Origin of the sequence: Pseudoalteromonas prydzensis (genome assembly GCF_001661495.1) — a bacterium.
Lineage (GTDB): Bacteria > Pseudomonadota > Gammaproteobacteria > Enterobacterales > Alteromonadaceae > Pseudoalteromonas > Pseudoalteromonas prydzensis.
The window spans coordinates 211,269-232,308 of record NZ_BDDT01000005.1 but is presented as its reverse complement, the minus strand read 5'-3'; the positions used below and the strand labels follow the sequence as shown (position 1 = coordinate 232,308).

Here is a 21,040-nt window from a genome sequence, read left to right as displayed (position 1 = left end):
ATGGAAAGGTTATTCTCATACGGAACACTGCAATTAGCGCAAGTACAGCTTGATACTTTTGGCCGTTTGCTTGAAGGTCAAGCCGATACACTAAAAGGCTACGTGGTAGGCGAAGTTGAGATCACCGACGCCGCTGTGTTAAAAAGCAGCGGCCAGCGGTTTCACCCAGCATTAATTAAAACAGGCCTTGCAACAGACACTGTAACCGGCACTATTTTTACTATCACCTTAGAGGAACTTGCTAACGCAGATAGCTATGAAGTTGATGACTACATCCGTATAGCAGAGTCATTTAGCAGCGGTATTGATGCATGGGTGTATGTGGCAAAAGGCTAACGTCATATCAAAGATGACTTAAACAACTTAACTCTGTAGTATATTTTCAGTGTTAGTTTTACTCAATTAAGTGAATGTGAAATGGTCAACGAACAATATCAAAAGTCAAAGCAACAACTTGCGTATTCTCGTAAGCAGGTTGAAAAAGCTGGCCGTATTTTTCGTAAAAAAGAAGGCGATTTTGAATTTGCTACCGAAGTCATTCAAAATTATCGCGCAGCCCATTTATACCCACTGACCATCATCAAAAATTTAATATGGAAACACGTAAAAAAACTTAACTTGCTTGATTCTGCTACTATTGTTCGTCGCTTAAAACGCTTACCGACAATTATTGATAAACTGCAACGTGAGTCATTAGACGGTAAAAATGAAAATGCCATCAGCCTTAAACGCATGCACGATATAGGTGGTTGCAGAGTTATTTTAGACAATTTAGATAACCTGTATAAGCTCAATACGAGTTTAGATTCCAGTCGAACAGTCCATAGCGTAAAGTCATATGATTATATTGAAAACCCTAAAACCACAGGCTATAGAGGCATTCACCGCGTTTATAAAAGCTATAACAATCTAGATTCGCACGATTACAAAGGCTTTCAAATCGAAGTTCAGTTACGCACTCGACTCCAACACCTATGGGCAACCACTGTTGAGATAGTCGATATCATTGAAAAAGAAACACTGAAAACCAACCCACAAGCCGCTGATACAGATTGGCAGCGATTATTTTTTATCATGGGTGAATTTCTTGCCGTTAAAGATGGCTCAAATCAATTAAGTGATGAACAATCACAAAACTTTATTGATGAGTTAGCTGCCTTAAACAAAAAGCTTGCAGCATTTCATAAACTCGATGCGTTTAACCGCGCTTTCCAAGTTGATGAAATTAAAAACAAATCAAAAGATACGGGGTTTGCTTTACTTGTTCACAACACCGAAACTCAAATGGGTCGGGTCTTTTTGTACGCAGCCAATAAAAAACAAGAAGCGTTAACGCACTATGCAGAGCAAGAGCGACAAACACACAACAACGTATTGCTAGTAGCTGGAAGTGACTTAAAGTCGATAGAAAAAGCCTACCCCAACTACCTTAATGACACTTCAGAGTTTCTTTCAGAGTTCAGCCGTGTATTACTGGGTTAAATTTTAATTTAAATCTTTCAGTTTACCAGCTAACACTTGTTGTTGGTTATAAACGCCAGTATCTAACACCCAGCCCGTGATTAGCTTTGCAGGGGTTACGTCAAACGCTGGGTTGTAAACGTTAGCATTTGTTGGTGCCCATTGCGCCTCACCAAAACTTCCGCTTACACCGCGCACTTCAGCGCTGTTACGTTGCTCAATTTCAATATCGGCACCGCATGCCGTATTTACATCAAGGGTAGTAAGCGGGGCCACCACATAAAAAGGGATGTTATGAAAATGCGCCAACACGGCTAAATTATAAGTGCCCACTTTATTTGCAAAGTCGCCGTTAGCTGCGATACGGTCAGCGCCAACAAATATTTTATCAACTTTGCCTGCGGCCATTAAGCTTGCTGCCATATTGTCACAAATAAGCGTATACGGTATCTGCCAGCGCTCGAGTTCAAACGCGGTTAAACGACCGCCTTGTAGCAATGGCCGTGTTTCATCAACCCAGACATGAATATCACCATATTGCTGCTGCGCTTTGTAAATAACCCCCAAAGCAGTACCAATACCTGCAGTCGCTAACGCCCCTGTATTACAATGGGTAAGAATATTATCACCACGGTTAACCAGTGCTGCGCCATGATTTGCCATGCTTTCACACAAGGCGATATCTTCATTAAACAAAGTTACCGCAGCAGTTACAATTGCCGTTACATAATCATCTTGTTGTAACGCAATGCGTAACTTTGCCATGCAATGCATTAAGTTTACTGCGGTTGGTCGGGTGGCTTCTAGATCATCAATTGCCTTGGCTAATGTGGCTTTTGCTGTGCCCTGCTCAGCCAAATGAGCAACCAGTAAACTCGCTCCTAAACCAATCAGCGGTGCACCGCGTATTTTTAAACTTAAAATTAAATCCCGCATAGTGTCGACATCATCACATTCGTGCCATACCTGTTGATGCGGCAGTAGGTATTGGTCTAACACGCTGAGTGTATTGTTTTGATATTTTAAACTGCTTGCGATGAGGTCTTGCATGGTTGGTCCTGAATTATCTTAAGGCTGAGGTTATTTTACAGTAGTTTTTAAAACGCACAACCCAGAAGTGTAGACATCTAAACGGTTGAAGGTATAGAATGCTATCGTTTATCATTTTCTGAGAGTACGCCGATGGCCGAATACGTTGCCTTTAATGCACAGCATGCGATTGATTATATTAAAAATCTTGTAACTAAAGATGGATATGATTTGTTTGATCCTGACCAAACGTTATCGGCGTATGAGTTTGGAGATGGCAATTTAAATCTCGTTTTTAGAATAAGCGACGAGCAAAGTAATAGCGTTATTTTAAAGCAAGCCTTGCCTTATGCGCGCTGTGTGGGTGAATCATGGCCATTAACGCTCGACCGAGCACGCATTGAAGCTGAGGTTTTACTCAATCACGGCGCATTAAGCCCTGACTACACAGCAAAAGTATTGCATCATAATCCAGAGCAAGCACTGACCATTTTAGAAGATCTTGGTCACTTACAAATTTTGCGTAGCGCACAAATAAACGCAGAGCAATTTCCGCTATTAGGTCAACATGTGGCTCACTACTTAAGCCATACCGGTTTTTATAACTCAGACTTTTACCTAACCGCGCAAGATAAAAAAGCCAAAGTCAGTCAGTTTACCAATCCAGAATTGTGCCAAATTACTGAAGACTTATTTTTTAACGATATTCTGCGTGAACATGAGCGCAATAACTACCCAAGCGAACTACAAAGCACAGTTAGTAAATTGCAAAATAATGCCGCACTGCATTTAGCGATTGCAAAACTTAAAGCCAAGTTTTTATCGTGCCCGCAAACCTTGCTACATGGCGATATGCATAGCGGCAGCATTTTTGTGGATCAAAACACGACCAAGATGATCGACCCTGAGTTTGGTTTTTTTGGCCCTATAGGTTTTGATATTGGCTCATTTATCGGCAACTTATTATTAAACTATTGCGCCCAAAATGCCCGTATTAGTGAATTTGTTACGCGCCGTAACTATCACACCCATTTACTGACTTGCCTGCAAGAGAGTTATTCTTTGTTTGAACAACAGTGGCTAAGGCTAATTGCAGAGCAAACAACTGATAACAATTTAAAAGCCGCCGGATACGGTGAGTATTTTATGCAACAAGTACTGCAAGATGCGATTGGTTACTGCGGGACCGAGCTGATTCGCCGTACTATTGGCTTAGCACACGTTGCTGATATAGATGCCATTGAAGATGCGCAGGCGCGTTTAGACGTGCAACGCCATACCTTAGCGCTGGGCGAGCAGTTAGTGCTTAACGCCCATACCTGCAATAGCAAAGAGGCGTTTTTCTCTTTATTGATCAGCCAACTAAATTAGTTTTTATAAAATACAATAAAAAGGCACTTTATTGAGTGCCTTTTATTAATTTATTTTGGTCAGGCCCTATAACCTAGCCGCTTTAAGTCACTGATAATTTTCATACATTTTATCAAGCGGCTCTGACAAGCCGTTTTCTTGCACAACGCGTACATGCTGGCGGCCAAGCTCTCGGGCACTAAATACGCCACATGAGTGGGCAATTAAACCCGCACCATAATGAATATACTTATTATAGTTGGCGACTCGCTGTGCTTTATCATTCACATCTAAGCCACGCTGTAGGCGCTCATTATGCGTAGTAATACCCGTTGGACAAGTATCTTTATTGCACTGCAGTGCTTGAATACATCCTAAAGCAAACATATGACCACGAGCTGATACAACAAAGTCAGCGCCCAATGCGAGTGCCCACGCAACCTTTGACGGCACAATCAGTTTACCTGACGCAATAACTTTAATACGCTCTCGCAATCCATGCTTTTCCAACATATTGACGACTAAAGGTAAGCTTTCTCTTAGCGGTAATCCTACTGAATCCATCAATGGCTGTGGTGCAGCACCGGTACCGCCATCAGCACTATCGATGGTAATAAAATCAGGTGCTGATTCAATACCCCGATGATTGATTTCAGCAAATAGCGTTTCTAGCCACGCATAAGCACCAATCACCGCTTTAAAACCAGTCGGTTTGCCAGTGGTCTCACGCACGGATGCAATCATATCCAGTAAATCGGCAGGCTTTTTAACTTCAGGATGCCCATTTGGGCTGATTGAATCATGGCCTTCAGGGATACCACGGATCGCAGCAATTTCAGCAGTCACTTTTTTGCCTGGTAACATGCCGCCTTTGCCAGGTTTTGCCCCTTGGCTCATTTTAATTTCAAACATTTTTACTTGTTCATGGGCAGCTATTTTTTTAAGCTTCTCATGGCTTAGTTTGCCTTGCTCATCACGCACCCCATATTTCGCCGTGCCTATTTGAAATACGATATCAGCACCACCTTCTAAGTGATAAGGACTTAGCCCCCCTTCACCGGTATTCATCCAGCAACCAGCCAGCTTGGCACCTCTTGATAACGCACGCACGGCCGGTTTTGATAATGCCCCGAAACTCATTCCAGAAATATTGAACAGTGATTTAGTCATATAGGGGTTTGCACAATAAGGCCCTAAGGTAACGGCACTAGGCTCAAGCGCTTCTTCATCTAAGGTAGGAAATGCACAGTTCATAAACATCACTGTACCAGTGACTTCTAGACTTTGGGTTGAGCCAAACGCAGTGGTGCGATCCACATTTTTAGCTGCTTTATAAACCCAACTCCGATCGGCGCGGTTAAATGGCATTTCCTCACGGTCCATTGCAAAAAAATACTGGCGGAAAAACTCGCCTTGGCGTTCAAAAAAATACCTAAACCGGCCAATTACCGGGTAATTACGCCTAATTGCTTGTTTTGATTGAGTAACATCACTAATGTAAAAATAAATCACCAGTAAAACTAAGCAGCCCAATACCACAATAAATAAACTGGCAAACACATCAATACTAAAGACTATAAAATTACTCATGCAACACCCCTTGCTGATTATTATTACAGTAGAGAGCATATAAGCAGATTAAATTTCAAGCAAAGAGTTTTAATGGATCACTGCAGTTATAGCAGTGATCCACCGATGTGAAGGCTAGCTTTTTTGTTTAGCTAACTCTGTTTGAATATATTGATGAATTTGATCTTCTAATACAGACATCGGCACAGAGCCATGACGAAGTATCTGATGATGAAACTCGCGCACATCAAAATCTTGCCCTAATGCTTGCTCAGTTTCTTTGCGTAACCGCTTAATCGTTAGCTCACCAATTTTATACGACAGTGCTTGTGCAGGCCATGAAATATAGCGATCGGTTTCAGTTTTTACGTTGTGTAATGAAAGCGCGGTGTTTTCGCTCATAAACTTCATCGCGCGATCTCGGCTCCAACCATACATATGCATGCCAGTATCAACCACTAAACGGGCTGCTCGCCACATTTCATAAGTTAAACGACCAAAGTCACTGTATGGGTCTTGATAAAAGCCAGCCTCAATCCCTAAGTACTCAGAATATAACCCCCAACCTTCACCAAAAGCAGATAAATAAGCATCTTGGCGGTAACTTGGCAGGTTTTCTAATTCCGCGTTAAGTGAAATTTGTAAATGATGCCCTGGCACCGCTTCATGAAATGTGAGTGCTTCTAACACATATAAAGGGCGTTTATCTAATGCGTAGGTATTAACCCAGTAATAACCCGCTTGGTCATCACGACTTGAACCAGAGTAACGACCCGTAGTGTATTTAGGCGCTATGCTTGCAGGCACAGGCGCTACGCCATAAGGCATGCGTGGTAAGGTATGAAATAGTTTCGGAAGTTGGGCATCCATTTTTTTAGCTATGTAAGAGGCTTCTTTTAAAAGCTCCTCAGGTGTTTTGGCGTAAAATTGTGGATCGGTACGCAAAAAGTGCACAAATTCAGCAAATGTGCCTTTAAATCCAACCTTTTTAATAATTTCATCCATTTCCGCGCGAATACGTGCCACTTCTTGCAAACCCAGTTCATGAATTTCTTTCGGGGTCATATCTGTGGTGGTGTAATACTTAGCGCGATTAGCGTAAAAAGCCTCGCCATTAGGTGTAGAAGAAATACCTATGTCAGTACGTGCACCTGGTTGGTATTCGTCATTAAAAAACGTTAAATAGCCTTGATAAGCAGGGATAACTTGCTCTTTAATCACTTTTTTAGCTTGCTGCTGTAACGCAAAAAACTCACTGTCAGTTAAACCAGCAGTATTATTTAAAAATGGCTTATAAAACTCAGATTTAGTGACATCATCAACAATATAGGCACTGATCGAATCTTGATAACCCACAAGCACTGCTTTAGGTTGCGTTAAACCAACCTCTAACCCTTTGCGCATCCAGCCAATATTTTGCTGAAAAAAGCGGGGAACTTGCTGCAAACGTTGAAGATAAAGCTGATAGTCTGCTGGCTTCTTATAATCTGAACGCGACACCATAAACGATAAGCTTGAGTGAAAGCCATATTCTGAAGTCAATGGCATGTAATGACTATTAAATACATACTCATCGACACTATTTTGTACTTGGCCGCGAATTATAGTGAGATTAATGCGGTTTTCATCGCTGAGCTTATCTTGATCAATTGCGTCTAACTGCGCCAATAATTCGGTGTTATGTTGGTATTTTTTTTCAAGAAATTCAGCAGATAAATTCGTGAGTAAATAGCCATCAACACCTTCAGGGTGGCTATACGGGCTGATACTTTCTCGATAATCAACGATTGATTGCGCAACCTGCGTAAACTGTTGATCGCTATCTACCGTGGTCATTTGGCAAGCTGTTAATGTACATGCCAAGGCAATACTTAATAAAGAATGTCGCACAACTAATGTGGCTGATTTTTTCATAATATAAGGAGTCTGCTACAGAAAACATGATATTTAACCTAACCTAGCTAGCTAAAATAACCAAAAAAATGCGACCAAGGACAGTAAATGCAAGGTTAAATTAACGGCTGTTATCGTCTAGTAGTTAGTCAGCCTCAAAATGATTGAACGAGATTGCCGAGAAAACCAGCGATTGAACAAGAAAATTAGAGTTTTCGACGCCAAATTACATCTTTTTACTTTTAAATATCACCGATACAGATTAATGTAAGCTTATATCAAACGCTAGGATTGCGTAATAATCTCATGGAGGGAGTTCTTTAATTTCACTGTTACGTATATTTAATTGGTGTATACAATGATGTTCCATGATTCCATGGCTATTGCTCAAGAAAAAATGACCAAGGTATGTATCTTTTTAGAGCATCACATATTACCACCGACCCCACTTAATTATCACGTCGTTTATACCTACGTTAGTCAAGCTAATACGAATTTAAACGCCACCCTTGATCGCGCTATTGCTCAAGGCCAAGAAATTGACTGTGTCTACATTGAGCAATTGTATTTCGATTATATGGATCACGCTCACAAAGCCGAAACAAGTATGGTGCGCAATGTGGACGGTATTATCAATTCATTGTCGCGTAGCGCGCATTCAACCGAAAAAGATATTATCCGTTTTGCTAGTCAAGTCAGTGACTGTGTACATTCGCTCGATGAAAATAATGTTTCCCAAAGTCGTCAAGCGCTTGAGACATTAAATAAACAAACAGCCCACTTACTCACCCAACATAAACAATTTAAACAAGAGCTGATCAAAGCAAAGCGATTACAAGAAAAAACCCAACAGCAACTTGTGCAATTACGCAAAAAACATATTACCGACCAGCAAACCGGCTTATTCAAACGCCACTATTTAAATCAACAAACCCAATTATGGTTAGACCAAAATAAATCGGTGTGTGCCATTGCCATCCAAATCGATAATTTAGATCATTTTATTGATAACTATGGTGATGTAATTGGTGAAGTGATTTTAAGTAAGGTCGCTAAGCAGATTCAAAAATATGTCTTTGAAAGTGGCCTACCTGGGCGAACTAGCAAAGATGCTTTTACCATATTATTAGCTGATATTGACCCAGATACAGCCAACGTGATTGCCGAGAAAGTCCGTAATGGTGTAGAAAAACTGCGTTTTGTCAGTTCTAAAAATGGTATTAAACTACCCGCAATCAACCTGTCATTAGGTATTGCTAAACATCAAGATGAAAAAGATTTTAATAACCTTGCCCGCAAAGCATCCAACGCCGCACATAAAGCAAGATCACTTGGTCAAAGCAGCTTTATTGCCGGTCAATAATCGTTAATCAGTTTGATCCACAAGCAATTTAACCAGATTCAAATTGCACCTCACAGGCACAATCAAGTACACTAGTCTTTATTACCACGATAGAGATTAATCATGAACGAGAATCCAGAAAAGACCACACATTTTGGTTATAAAACCGTTGCCGAAACCGAAAAAGCTTCCATGGTTGCCGATGTGTTTCACTCTGTGGCAACTAAATATGATGTAATGAATGATCTCATGTCGTTTGGTATTCACCGCTTATGGAAACGCCAAACCATTGCTAGCTCAGGTGTTCGTAAAGGTCACCATGTACTTGATTTAGCAGGTGGTACCGGCGACTTAACCGCTAAATTCAGCCAACTTGTTGGCGATACCGGGCAAGTTGTTTTAGGTGATATCAATTCATCAATGTTGAAAGTAGGCCGTGAAAAACTGCATAACTTAGGACTAGTTGGTAACATCGACTACGTGCAAATGAATGCCGAAGCACTGCCTTTCCCTGACAACAGCTTTGATTTGATTACCATTGCCTTTGGTCTGCGTAATGTTACAGATCAAAACAAAGCGCTGCGTTCAATGTACCGTATTTTAAAGCCTGGTGGCCGTTTGCTGGTATTGGAGTTCTCTAAGCCAGAACATGAAGTACTCAGTAAAGCCTATGACTTTTACTCATTTAACTTATTACCGAAAATGGGTGAGCTGGTTGCAAATGATGGTGAATCATACAAATATTTAGCTGAATCTATTCGTATGCATCCAGATCAAGAAACACTAAAAGCAATGATGAATGACGCTGGTTTTGAGCAAACGACTTATCAAAATCTCACTGGTGGGATTGTGGCATTACACCGCGGCTTTAAATATTAACAGCCGCCAAGCTCATAACATTTATTGCTAAGGTATTGGTATGTTAAATAATTTTATTGTCGCACTAGTAGAACGTATTTTAAATACAGCGCTTAAGCTCGACCCAACCCTTAGCGATAGACTCGCCCCAATTGCTCAACAACGCCTATTAATTGATATACGCGATTGGCAGCAACAGTTTTTAGTGGTATTTACAGGCCAGCAACTGCATCTTTATAACACCACTGAGCAGCAATTTGATTGCATGATCAGTGCTGATATTCAGACCTTAATGGCACTTAAAAATCCGGCCATGCTCACTCAGTTAATTCGCCAAGATAAACTTGATTTACAAGGCGACTTACATATAGCACAGGGGTTTAGCAATGCTTTTGCAGCACTTGATATCGACTGGCCAGAACATTTATCAACTTATCTAGGTGATGCGCCAGCCCAGCAATTATGGCAGTTGCTTAAGCAAGCAAAGCAACAAGGCAAAAAAACCAACAAACAGCTGGCGACAACGCTAACAACATTATGTCAAGACGAGCTCAAAGTAACTATTCACCCTTTAGAGCTTGAACAATTTAAGCAACACACACGTCAACTGAAAAGTCATACTGCGCAACTTGAGTTGCGAATTAACCAATTACTTCAAGCTAAATAAAATCAGTAAGGATTATTTGTGTCAGCTGCTCGGCTTTATAACATCACTAAAACCCTTCTTAACTATGGTTTAGATGAGTTAATACCACCACAAAAAATACCTTGGTATGGCAAAGTGAGTCGTGCATGTTTGTTTTGGCTAAAGAACAAGCATCCAGAAAAGCCTGCTGGTTTAAGGCTGCGCTTAGCATTGCAACAATTAGGGCCCGTATGGATCAAGTTTGGCCAAATGTTATCTACTCGGCGTGATTTATTACCACTGGATATCGCACTAGAGCTGGCCTTATTACAAGATCAAGTACAGCCGTTTGATGGCGTGTTAGCGCAAAAGTTAATTGAAAACGCGCTTGAGATAAATGACATTAGCGAATACTTTAGCGACTTTGAACAAACGCCTTTAGCATCAGCATCCATTGCGCAAGTGCATACTGCAACCTTAATCGATGAACACAATCAACCACAAAAAGTGGTTATCAAAGTCATTCGCCCTGATATCAGAGAACAAATTGACGCTGATTTGGCATTAATGGAACAATTTGCCAAAGTCGTGGCAAAATTGATCAACGAAGCAAAAAGATTACGCCCTGTTGAGGTTGTTAAAGAGTATAAAAAAACCTTACTTGATGAATTGGATTTACTGCGTGAAGGCGCCAATGCAATTCAGTTAAAACGTAATTTCGAAGGCTCTGAATCCCTTTATATTCCTTTTGTTTATAGCGACTACAGCCGTGTAAATGTACTGGTTATGGAACGAATTTATGGTATTCCAGTGTCTGATACAGATGCATTAGTTGCACAAAACACCAATATGAAATTACTCGCTGAGCGTGGTGTGGAGGTGTTTTTTACCCAAGTTTTTCGAGATAGCTTTTTTCATGCTGACATGCACCCTGGTAATGTGTTTGTCTCTTACGATACCCCTGAAAATCCCAAATTCATCGGTATCGACTGCGGTATTGTTGGCACGTTAAATAAAGAAGATAAACGCTATTTAGCGGAAAACTTTATCGCCTTTTTTAATCGCGACTATCGTCAAGTCGCACAATTGCACGTTGATTCAGGGTGGGTTCCAAAAGATACCAGCGTCGAAGAGTTTGAATTTGCCATTCGCACTGTCTGTGAGCCAATCTTTAATAAACCGCTCGCTGAGATCTCATTTGGTCATGTGCTAGTTAATCTATTTAATACCGCTCGTCGCTTTAATATGCAGGTTCAACCGCAATTAGTTCTACTACAAAAAACCTTACTGTATGTTGAAGGTCTAGGGCGGCAGCTATATCCACAATTAGATTTATGGAAAACAGCAAAACCGTTTTTAGAAGATTGGGTAAAACAGCAGGTAGGTCCTTGGTCGGTGTTTAAGCAAGTGTATGCAAACTTACCATTTTGGGCTGAAAAGATGCCTGAGCTGCCTGATTTAATTTATCAGAACCTAAAGCAGCAACAACAGCACAACAACCAAGCACCATTGCCGCAGCCATCACATAAGCCGTTGTTACTTGGCGTATTTGCAGGCGCAGCAATGATAGTCTCGGGATTATGTTACTTACAGCATGATTTTATCGCGGCAAGTGTTGCTGCAAGCTGTTCAATAATTGGCTTTATTTTAGCGTGGCGAAACGCATAAACTAAGTGCTATTTACATTCTGCTGAGTATAATCAGCGTAAACATACAATAAAATTTGGAGTAAACCATGGGTTTTGGCGGTATTAGTATTTGGCAATTATTAATTGTATTAGCAATCATTGTGTTGCTTTTTGGCACTAAGAAGTTGCGTGGAATTGGCGGTGATTTAGGCAATGCTGTTAAAGGGTTTAAAAAAGCGGTCTCTGAAGATGAGCAAAATAAACCTGCAGAACCTATAGAGCAAGCAAACAACCCAATACAAAATAAAGAATCTGTTGATAAAAGCAAAGAAGACCATAAGGCTTAATTAGCATGGGTATGTGGGAACTGGTTGTAGTTTTAATCGTCGGCTTAGTGGTGCTTGGTCCTGAGCGCTTGCCTGTTGCGATCCGCACGGTAAGCCGCTGGATAAAGACGATAAAGTCTTTGGCAAACTCGGTGAAAGCCGAGGTCAACGAAGAATTAAGAGTGCATGAGTTGCATCAAAATTTAAAAAAAGCTGAACAGCAAGGCATGCAAGATCTCAACCCCGCAATAAAAGACTCAGTTGACGAGCTGCAAAAAGCCGCCGACTCCGTCACCCATAGTTATAAAAAAACCGCCTCGGATCTAACCAAAAAAGCGAATATTGATGAACAAAAATGAAATTATTTTTGTTAGCTGTGGTCTATATATCGGTAACGAGTTAAATTATGACTGAACAAGTAAAATCAGGCTTTGTAAGTCATTTAATTGAATTGCGAAACAGGCTAATGAAAGCCTTACTAACTATTTTGCTTTTTTTTATTGCATTAGTTTATTTCGCAAACGATATATACGGTTTTGTTGCAGCGCCTTTAGTTGCGCACTTACCAAGCACCGCAACTATGATTGCCACAGATGTAACGGCACCCTTTTTTGCACCATTTAAGTTAACCTTATTTGTCGCTTTATTTGCAGCGTTTCCGTTTATATTACACCAAATATGGGGCTTTATTGCACCTGGGTTATACCAGCATGAAAAACGCATGCTAATGCCGATTTTGGCATCAAGTGTTATATTGTTTTATAGTGGTATCGCATTTTGTTACTTTGTAGTACTACCAATCATTCTTGGTTTTTTTACCAGTGTTGGTCCAGAAATGATGACCTTGGCGCCAGATATTAGTAGCTACTTAAGCTTCGCCTTAAAGCTGTTTTTTGCTTTTGGGGTCGCCTTTGAAATTCCGGTGGCTATTATGCTGTTGTGTTTTAGTGGGGCTACGACTACGCAGAGTTTAAAAGAAAAGCGTCCATATATTGTGGTCGGTGTTTTTGTAGTCGCGATGTTTTTGACACCACCCGACGTACTTTCGCAATCATTATTAGCATTTCCCATGCTACTGTTATTTGAATTGGGGTTAATTTTAGCATCCTTTTATAGCGCTAAGCCTCAGCAAAATGAGTCAGAGGAATAAATGAAAAAACAATTACTACCAATACTTGCTTTGCTAAGCATTCCAATGGTACATGCCAGTGAAGTGAATCTACAGGCGTTACAGGCTTGTACGTTTGTTGAAAATGACTTTAACCGCCTGCTTTGTTATGACAACACTATGGCAGGTAAATCGTTAAGCAAACCCACCACCTCGCAAACCTTAACGCCACCGGCAAATAGTGCAGCGCCAGCGGTTGCTGCAGCAACAGGCACAGTTGCTGCGGGCGAGCAGATCGTTAAAACTAAAAACGAAGACTTTGGCCTTGAACACAAAGAAGTCAGCAAAGATAACGACGATGAAATTTCTGCCGTGGTAACCAATGTGGAAGAAGCGCCTTATGGCGAGTTAATTATCACCTTAGACAATGGTCAGCAATGGCGTCAAGTTGGCTCTGATCGTTTACGTTTGACAAATAATGATACCGTTGTGATTGAACGAGGTATGTTCAACTCCTTTTTATTGAAAAAAGCAGGCCAGAATCGTTCGATCCGCGTAAAGCGCACTAATTAATGACCACTCACCTCATTGATGCTGGCGTAAACCTCACCAATCATCAATTTGATGATCAACATTTGGCTATCATAACGCGTGCAAAAGCACACAATGTTAGCCAAATGCTGTTAATTGGCTGCGATATCGATTCCAGCCAACAAGCTTTAAATTTAGCAAAACAGTTCACGTTACTCGCCACCGCAGGTGTTCATCCGCATGATGCCAAGTCAGTCAATGAGCAACTTGAAGAGCAATTACGCTTACTTGCAACAGCCCCAGAAGTGGTCGCTATCGGCGAGTGTGGATTAGATTATAATCGTGACTTTTCCCCCCGTGAAACCCAACGTTCTGTATTACACCGACAGTTAGCTTTAGCGGTAGCATTAAATCTGCCCGTCTATTTACATGAACGCGATGCCAGTGAAGATATGCTAGCAATTTTACAGCAATACTCTGTTCGTGGTGTCTTACATTGTTTCACTGGCGATCAACACGCACTTGAAAAATATTTAGCGTTAGGCTTATACATTGGTATTACTGGCTGGGTATGTGATGAACGCCGTGGCAAACAGTTGCAACAGCTTATCCCAAGCATTCCTCTAGAGCGACTATTAATCGAAACAGATGCGCCATTTTTGATCCCTCGTACGTTAACGCCAAAACCAAAGTCTCGCCGCAATGAACCAAGTTATTTACCACATATCTGCGAAACTATTGCGGCTTTAAAAGGGTTAGAATTTGCAACAGTTGCAAAGCAAACTACACTTAACTTCCAACAGTTATTCAACCACAAGGGCTGATAATGAAGCGTGTTTGGTTGCTGCTATGTAGCTTGTTATTGATTACATTTACCTCTCATGCCACTAATATTGCCTTAGATAACCACTTTAAACACTTACAGGATATTCCTTTTCAGTATTCCCTGCAGTCCTTAACACTGGAGCAAGCTAAACAAGCAACGGGTCCGCAGTGGCAACAGCTTACAGATCAAGCACTCAATTTAGGACTAACCAACCAGGCCGTCTGGTTACGCCTGCAACTGGTTAATACAGAAGATTCAGAGCTAGCTGTTTTATTGTCTATTGATAATCCATTATTAGATAAAGTCGCAGTACATCACTACGTTAAACAGCGCACTTTATTGACTAAAGAAATTGGTGATGCCTTACCCCTAAACAATCGGCAAATTGCAACAGAATCGTTACTAATCAAGCTCACGCTACCACCATCCAGTAATTCCACTGTATTGCTTCATGTTGCAAGTTTAGATGGTGTCAGAGTACCACTGAGCCTATGGCAGCAAGACGAGTATTTAAAAGATAAAAGTAAGTTTAATTTACTGTATGGCTTATTAGTCGGGTTTATTTTATCGTTGGCAATCACAAGCTTAGTTATGTTTAGTTTTTCTAGAAAACGTTACTTTGCTCTGTGCGGCACTATTTTAATCACTTTATGGTTATTGTTAATTTATTTATATGGCTTTGGCTATCGCTATTTCAACCCATCTTTGCCTGCTCTACAGCAATTGACAGTGCCAAGTTTACTCGTATTGGCAACTTGCTTATTCAAACCATTATTTGAACAGTTACGTCAATCAGGAACAACATTATTACAACCCTTATATACATGGGGTAATAGGTTACTGCTTATCAGCCTGTTTTTTATTTGGTTACTGCCGACCAATATCATGTTGAGTTATTGCCTGTTTATACCTCCTATTATTATGCTCTTGCATATAACAGCATTAGTAATCGATATTCGCCAGCAGCAAACACAGCCCCTAAATGCACTTTTATGTGGCATGTTGGTACTCTTTACTGCGCAGCTATATTTGATAACTGTGGTATTTGATATTTATGATTTTAATACCCGTGGCTTGCCGTTTGTATTCTTTAGTTTTTTAATTTGCTCACTCAGTCTGAGCTTTGCCACCATAAAACATTTTTTAATCGAACGTGACGCGCAAGTCGCAGCCCAACAAAGTAAAATAGCTCAAAGTGAAGCGCATGATGCATTACTACAAGAGCGTTTAGCACTACAAGAACAAGCGAGATCAGACCTCGAAGCAAATATTGAAGAGCGCACCTTTGAGCTACAAGTTACCTTACGCGAGCTTGAAGAAAAAAACCGCGCGCTTGAGCAAATTAATATGGAAGACCCACTAACAAAAATCAAAAATCGTCGCTACTTTGATAAAAAGCTAGTCATGGACTTACGTCGCTCACGTAGAGAGCAAACTCCTTTGAGTATAATAATGCTCGATATTGATCACTTTAAAAGTATTAACGATACTTACGGGCACTTAATTGGCGACCAAACGATTCGTGCGGTAGCTGACATTATAAAAAACCGCCTAAAGCGCCCACTCGACGAAGTGGCCCGTTATGGGGGGGAAGAATTTGTAGTTTTATTGCCCAATACAGTGCTCAGCGGTGCCATTGAATTAGCAGAGCAAATACGTCAAGAAATCTTAGATGCTACAATTACCGTAGCAAATACTGAAATTACGTTTACCATTAGTGCTGGTGTGTATAGCGCCATCGCTGAAGACATTAATAACCCAGGATTATTCACAGGCTGCGCCGACAAAGCACTTTATCATGCCAAACAAAGTGGTCGTAATCGTGTAGTTAGCTTTCCAATTTTAGACTAGGAGCAAATAATGGCCCAATCAGGTCTCGACCTTTTCCCTTACACTCGTATGCGTCGTATGCGCCGTAATGATTTCTCTCGCCGTTTGATGGCCGAAAACCAACTGAGTGTGAATGACTTAATTTATCCTGTATTTGTGCTTGAAGGCAATAATCGCCGCGAAGCGATTGAGTCAATGCCAGGTATCGAGCGCTTATCAATTGACTTACTATTACTTGAAGCGAAAGAGCTGGTCGATTTAGGCATTCCTGCTATCGCACTTTTTCCAGTAACACCAAGCGACAAAAAATCATTGCTTGCCGAAGAAGCTTATAACGAAGATGGTTTAGTGCAACGAACTGTCCGCGCTCTTAAAGAAGCCTTCCCTGAGTTGGGAGTGATTACTGATGGTGCTCTTGATCCTTTTACAACACATGGGCAAGACGGCATTATTGATGATGAAGGCTATGTAATTAACGATGTCACTACTGAGATTTTAGTAAAACAAGCACTCTCTCACGCAGAGGCTGGCGCAGACGTTATTGCGCCTTCCGATATGATGGATGGCCGCATTGGCGCAATTCGCGAAGCCCTTGAAGCTGATGGCTTTGTTCATACTCGCATCATGGCTTACTCAGCTAAATACGCCTCTAGTTACTATGGCCCATTTCGAGATGCGATTGGCTCAGCAGGAAATCTAAAAGGCGCGGATAAAAAAACCTACCAAATGGATCCAGCAAACTCTGATGAAGCATTGCGTGAAGTAGCCTTAGACTTACAAGAAGGTGCCGACATGGTGATGGTAAAACCAGGCATGCCGTATTTGGATATCGTCCGCCGGGTTAAAGACGAGTTTGGTGTGCCAACGTTTGCTTACCAAGTCAGCGGTGAATACGCCATGCATAAAGCGGCGATTGATAATGGCTGGCTCGCTGAAGAAGCAACCATTATGGAATCACTACTCGCATTTAAGCGTGCAGGCGCCGATGGTATTTTGACTTACTTCGCTAAACAAGCCGCTCAATTGCTTAAAAAGTAATAATTTCACTATAATTGAAAAAGAGTGCTAACGCGCTCTTTTTATTTTCATCTCATTAACTTTTTGTATTTTATTTGTCATAAATTTTCCTTACACTAACTGTCCCATTCGGGACACAATACACGGGAAAAATAAAAATGTTTAATACAAAAATAACGCCATTGGCGCTTGTTATTGCAAGCCTCAGTGCACCAGCCTCCGCTAATTTAATAATTTCAGAATATGTTGAAGGCGGCGGTTACAATAAAGCGATTGAAATCTATAACACCTCATCAGCAGCTATATCTCTAGACGGTTATACACTTAATTTATTTTCAAATAAAAATGTATCAGCGACATCAAGCGAGGACCTAACGGGTTCTATAGCCGCAAACAGCACATATGTAATTGTTACTTCTGATAGTAGGGCTGTAGATGAATTAAAGAATAAAGCAGATCTATTCAGTAGCGCAGTAAACTTTAATGGTGATGATGCTTTAACCCTTACCTTGGACAACAATGTAGTTGATAGCTTTGGTCAAATAGGAGCTGATGGGGTTTGGAGCAATGGTGGTGTAACAACTAAAGATAAAACTCTACGCCGTAAATCTGATATAACATCAGGCCGCACTGATGCAACTAGCGCGTTTGATCCCAGTGAGCAATGGCTACAATTCGATAAAGATGATTTCAGTGGTCTTGGTTTTCATGGTGAAAACAATCAACCTGAGCCAGAGCCGGAACCAGAACCGGTTACACCACTTGAATGTGGCGCAGCGAAAACCCTTATCAACGCAATTCAAGGTGAAGGTGGTGATAGTCCAGTATTGAATACTGAAGTTGAGCTGGAAGGTGTTGTAACTGCTGATTTTCAAGGTGCAGAGCAATTAAGTGGCTTCTTTATTACATCACTTGATGCAGATGTTGATACAAACCCACTTACTTCTGAAGGGGTCTTTGTGTACTTTGCTGATACCGATGTCAATGTAGGTGACCACGTGCGCGTTAAAGGCAGTGTCGCAGAGTACTTTAATGCCACCCAAATTGGCGATGTCAGCCAAGTTGAAGTCTGTGCTACAGGCCTTACAACCACAGCAACTAAAATATCATTGCCTGTTACCGATGTCGCTGATTTAGAAGCCTATGAAGGCATGCTAGTTACTTTAGAGCAGCCTCTTGTTGTTACCAATAACTATGGCCTAGGTCGTTACGGTGAAGTTGATCTAGCAACAGAGCGCTTATACCAAGGTACACAAATTGCGCTCCCAGGTGATGCTGCTAATGCCGTAGAAGCCGAAAACAGCAAAAAACAAATCTTACTTGATGATGGCTCAACAAAGCAGAATCTTGATCCAATCGCTTACCCAGGCACTGGCTTAGATGCATACAATACGCTGCGCCTAGGCGATACTGTAAATACCGTTACTGGTGTTCTAGGATACAGCTTTGATCGCTATCGTATTCACCCAACCGTACAACCAACTTTTGTTGCAACTAACCCCCGTACTGAGGCACCAGAACTTCATGCTGATGCTGACTTACGTATCGCTAGCTTTAACGTTCTAAACTACTTTAACGGTGATGGTCAAGGTGCAGGCTTCCCAACCAGCCGTGGTGCAGACAGTGAAGCTGAATTTATTCGCCAACAAGCAAAAATTGTCAGTGCAATTGTTGCATTAGAAGCCGATGTTATCGGTTTAATGGAAATCGAAAATGATGGTTTTGACGAGTTTAGCGCGATTGCCAGCTTAGTCACTGCGCTTAATGACGAAGATTCTGTAAATGACTACGCATTTGTTGATTTTAACGTAAATCAAATAGGTACTGATCAAATCACCACGGCATTAATCTACCGTGCAAATAAAGTCGTCGAAGTTGGCAACGCTGCGATTACTACACAAGCACCGTTTGATTACAGTAACCGCGCACCTATTGCGCAAAGCTTTAAGTCATTAACAACTGATGAAGTGTTTACTGTTGCAGTTGCGCACTTAAAATCAAAAGGCAGCTGTGGCAGCGCCGATGGCAATAATGCTGATTTAGGCGATGGCCAAGCATGTTGGAATGAAATTCGAGTGGCTGGTGCCAATGCTTACGCTGACTGGCTAAACACTGCTCCGACTGGTGTCGATGATGAAGATATCATCTTAGTCGGCGACATGAACGCCTACGCAATGGAAGATCCAATCCGCGCGTTTGCTGATAAAGGGTTCAAGAATGTTGTTGCAGAATTAGACGGCAATACCCTTGGCTATTCATATAGCTTCTCAGGCCGACTGGGTAGCCTAGATCACGCTGTAGCTAGCCCAAGCTTGCTAACCAAAGTAGTGGCTGCAACAGACTGGCATATCAATGCCGATGAGCCAATCAGCTTAGACTATAATGTTGAGTTTAAATCAGCTGCACAACAAGTAAGTTTATATGCAAGCGATGCATATAGAGCCTCGGATCATGATCCTGTGATAGTTGATATAAAGTCTGCTGTTGCTGAACAACCAATACCAGAGCCACAAGCGCCTGTACTAACGCCAGAGCAAAGCTTCAGCGTATTAGAAAATAGCGCTATCGGTACTGTTATTGGTCAATTGGAATTCACCGATGCCGATGCCCAATACACGCCAGTTGTTGAATTTATAGTCCAAGGACATAATGCCATCACTATTAACCAACAAGGACAGTTAATTGTGGCGGGCGATTTGGATTTCGAATTTGAAAGAAAAATCACATTGATGGTACAAGCTAAAGACAGTGCTGGTAACTTATCAAATGCACAACTTGTCTATATTAATATCAATAATGATAAATCAGATGATGATGATGATTCTGGCTCACTGTTTTGGCTAACATTACTAGCGTTACCGCTAACCCTGTTACGTCGTAAAAAAGCATAGTAGTAAAATAGAAAAAGGCCGCTAAACAGCGGCCTTCTTTTTATGCATTACACGGTGTTTGTTGTAACTTATTACAACTTGTTTTCTTTTTTCTATACCAACACTTAATTGACTGCTGGGCTTGAGCATCAAACTGCCAGTTATAAAAGCGAACTACCTTTTGGTCTTCTAACGCTACTACAAGCACGGTCAATAGCTTTAATGAATGAAAGTGAATATCAACTATTTCGTCTGCGTTGATATATTTCTTTCCTATACCTTGAGAATAATAGATCCCCGCTTTATAACAGTGCAAAAACCGCAGATTAATTATATTCACAATGGAGATCATAAATACAATCACAGCGATAGTTAAAGCTAAAACAGTTTGATCAACAGTAAAGATAAGTGTTGATGATAAAGCCACCATAGCAACAATGAGTATTATTACTAGCTGTAACAACCAATTTGGGCTCAATTTAATTGCGTTCATATAAACGTCCTAAACAGTACATGTATATGTCTCTTTCTTAGAGAGACTTCCGTTTCTCCTCTATGACCATACAGATGGCCACAGGCTGCTATCTTACCCGTTTTAGCTACCCTCATTCAAGTATTTGTACTACTTTTTCCCTAGTAACAAACAATTAGTTTTTATTTTCTGGATAATCAACATTGAAGCTACTACTTATGAACTGCTGATATTTTTAGAGTAAGTAATAAATGATTAGGTACGTGTGAATGAGGCTACAAAAGGCGTACAGCGGAAAATCACAT

General features: G+C 41.0%; 19 protein-coding genes. 15 read left to right on the top strand and 4 right to left on the bottom strand.

Annotation, left to right across the window (positions count from 1 at the left end; all coding sequences use genetic code 11):
* Together A7968_RS11860 and A7968_RS11855 are read left to right on the top strand one after the other, a co-directional pair.
* Positions 1-336 carry a gamma-glutamylcyclotransferase family protein gene (locus tag A7968_RS11860; RefSeq protein ID WP_064666794.1) on the top strand — a complete coding sequence of 112 codons (336 nt, stop codon included), beginning with the start codon at positions 1-3 and terminating at the stop codon, positions 334-336.
* An 81-nt stretch (positions 337-417) separates the two neighbouring features.
* Complete coding sequence (locus tag A7968_RS11855; protein ID WP_064666793.1) at positions 418-1,482, top strand: RelA/SpoT domain-containing protein; 1,065 nt, start codon at positions 418-420, stop codon at positions 1,480-1,482.
* Between the two features lie 3 nt (positions 1,483-1,485).
* Here A7968_RS11855 and mtnA read toward each other — a convergent pair whose 3' ends face one another.
* Positions 1,486-2,511 (bottom strand): S-methyl-5-thioribose-1-phosphate isomerase, encoded by a 1,026-nt coding sequence (gene mtnA, locus A7968_RS11850; RefSeq protein ID WP_064666792.1) that lies wholly within the window; start codon positions 2,509-2,511, stop codon positions 1,486-1,488.
* Positions 2,512-2,643: 132 nt separating this feature from the next.
* On the opposite strand from mtnA, the gene mtnK reads away from it, so the two are divergent.
* The gene (gene mtnK, locus A7968_RS11845; protein ID WP_064666791.1) at positions 2,644-3,861 is read left to right on the top strand and encodes an S-methyl-5-thioribose kinase; all 1,218 of its coding nucleotides are present in this window, start codon (positions 2,644-2,646) and stop codon (positions 3,859-3,861) included.
* Between the two features lie 87 nt (positions 3,862-3,948).
* Here mtnK and A7968_RS11840 read toward each other — a convergent pair whose 3' ends face one another.
* Both A7968_RS11840 and A7968_RS11835 read right to left on the bottom strand, forming a co-directional pair.
* Positions 3,949-5,430 (bottom strand): FMN-binding glutamate synthase family protein, encoded by a 1,482-nt coding sequence (locus tag A7968_RS11840; protein ID WP_064666790.1) that lies wholly within the window; start codon positions 5,428-5,430, stop codon positions 3,949-3,951.
* A gap of 114 nt (positions 5,431-5,544) precedes the next feature.
* Entirely contained in the window at positions 5,545-7,323 is a 1,779-nt protein-coding gene (locus tag A7968_RS11835; RefSeq protein ID WP_064666789.1) for a DUF885 domain-containing protein, read from the bottom strand.
* Between the two features lie 355 nt (positions 7,324-7,678).
* Between A7968_RS11835 and A7968_RS11830 the strand changes: the two genes are divergently transcribed.
* The 12 genes from A7968_RS11830 to A7968_RS11775 all read left to right on the top strand — a co-directional run bounded on the left by A7968_RS11830 (position 7,679) and on the right by A7968_RS11775 (position 20,284).
* Complete coding sequence (locus A7968_RS11830; protein ID WP_064666788.1) at positions 7,679-8,665, top strand: GGDEF domain-containing protein; 987 nt, start codon at positions 7,679-7,681, stop codon at positions 8,663-8,665.
* A gap of 102 nt (positions 8,666-8,767) precedes the next feature.
* Positions 8,768-9,523: a bifunctional demethylmenaquinone methyltransferase/2-methoxy-6-polyprenyl-1,4-benzoquinol methylase UbiE gene (gene ubiE / locus A7968_RS11825; protein ID WP_064666787.1), complete on the top strand. Its 756-nt coding sequence runs from the start codon at positions 8,768-8,770 to the stop codon at positions 9,521-9,523.
* A gap of 40 nt (positions 9,524-9,563) precedes the next feature.
* Entirely contained in the window at positions 9,564-10,169 is a 606-nt protein-coding gene (locus tag A7968_RS11820) for a ubiquinone biosynthesis accessory factor UbiJ (RefSeq protein ID WP_064666786.1), read from the top strand.
* Positions 10,170-10,187: 18 nt separating this feature from the next.
* Positions 10,188-11,795 (top strand): ubiquinone biosynthesis regulatory protein kinase UbiB, encoded by a 1,608-nt coding sequence (gene ubiB / locus A7968_RS11815; RefSeq protein WP_064666785.1) that lies wholly within the window; start codon positions 10,188-10,190, stop codon positions 11,793-11,795.
* A gap of 67 nt (positions 11,796-11,862) precedes the next feature.
* Entirely contained in the window at positions 11,863-12,102 is a 240-nt protein-coding gene (tatA, locus tag A7968_RS11810) for a Sec-independent protein translocase subunit TatA (RefSeq protein ID WP_064666784.1), read from the top strand.
* Positions 12,103-12,107: 5 nt separating this feature from the next.
* The gene (gene tatB, locus A7968_RS11805; RefSeq protein WP_064666783.1) at positions 12,108-12,440 is read left to right on the top strand and encodes a Sec-independent protein translocase protein TatB; all 333 of its coding nucleotides are present in this window, start codon (positions 12,108-12,110) and stop codon (positions 12,438-12,440) included.
* 47 nt (positions 12,441-12,487) lie between these two features.
* Complete coding sequence (tatC, locus tag A7968_RS11800; RefSeq protein WP_064666782.1) at positions 12,488-13,231, top strand: twin-arginine translocase subunit TatC; 744 nt, start codon at positions 12,488-12,490, stop codon at positions 13,229-13,231.
* The gene (locus A7968_RS11795) at positions 13,232-13,762 is read left to right on the top strand and encodes a hypothetical protein (protein WP_064666781.1); all 531 of its coding nucleotides are present in this window, start codon (positions 13,232-13,234) and stop codon (positions 13,760-13,762) included.
* Positions 13,762-14,544, top strand: a complete 783-nt coding sequence (locus A7968_RS11790) for a TatD family hydrolase (protein WP_064666780.1) — start codon at positions 13,762-13,764, stop codon at positions 14,542-14,544. Before A7968_RS11795 ends, A7968_RS11790 begins: the two co-directional genes overlap by 1 nt.
* 2 nt (positions 14,545-14,546) lie before the next feature.
* Entirely contained in the window at positions 14,547-16,397 is a 1,851-nt protein-coding gene (locus A7968_RS11785; RefSeq protein WP_064666779.1) for a sensor domain-containing diguanylate cyclase, read from the top strand.
* Positions 16,398-16,406: 9 nt separating this feature from the next.
* The gene (hemB, locus tag A7968_RS11780; protein WP_064666778.1) at positions 16,407-17,414 is read left to right on the top strand and encodes a porphobilinogen synthase; all 1,008 of its coding nucleotides are present in this window, start codon (positions 16,407-16,409) and stop codon (positions 17,412-17,414) included.
* 137 nt (positions 17,415-17,551) lie between these two features.
* Positions 17,552-20,284 (top strand): ExeM/NucH family extracellular endonuclease, encoded by a 2,733-nt coding sequence (locus tag A7968_RS11775; protein ID WP_064666777.1) that lies wholly within the window; start codon positions 17,552-17,554, stop codon positions 20,282-20,284.
* Between the two features lie 40 nt (positions 20,285-20,324).
* On the opposite strand, the gene A7968_RS11770 is transcribed toward A7968_RS11775, so the two are convergent.
* Positions 20,325-20,756, bottom strand: a complete 432-nt coding sequence (locus tag A7968_RS11770; protein ID WP_064666776.1) for a hypothetical protein — start codon at positions 20,754-20,756, stop codon at positions 20,325-20,327.
* Positions 20,757-21,040: the final 284 nt, after the last annotated feature.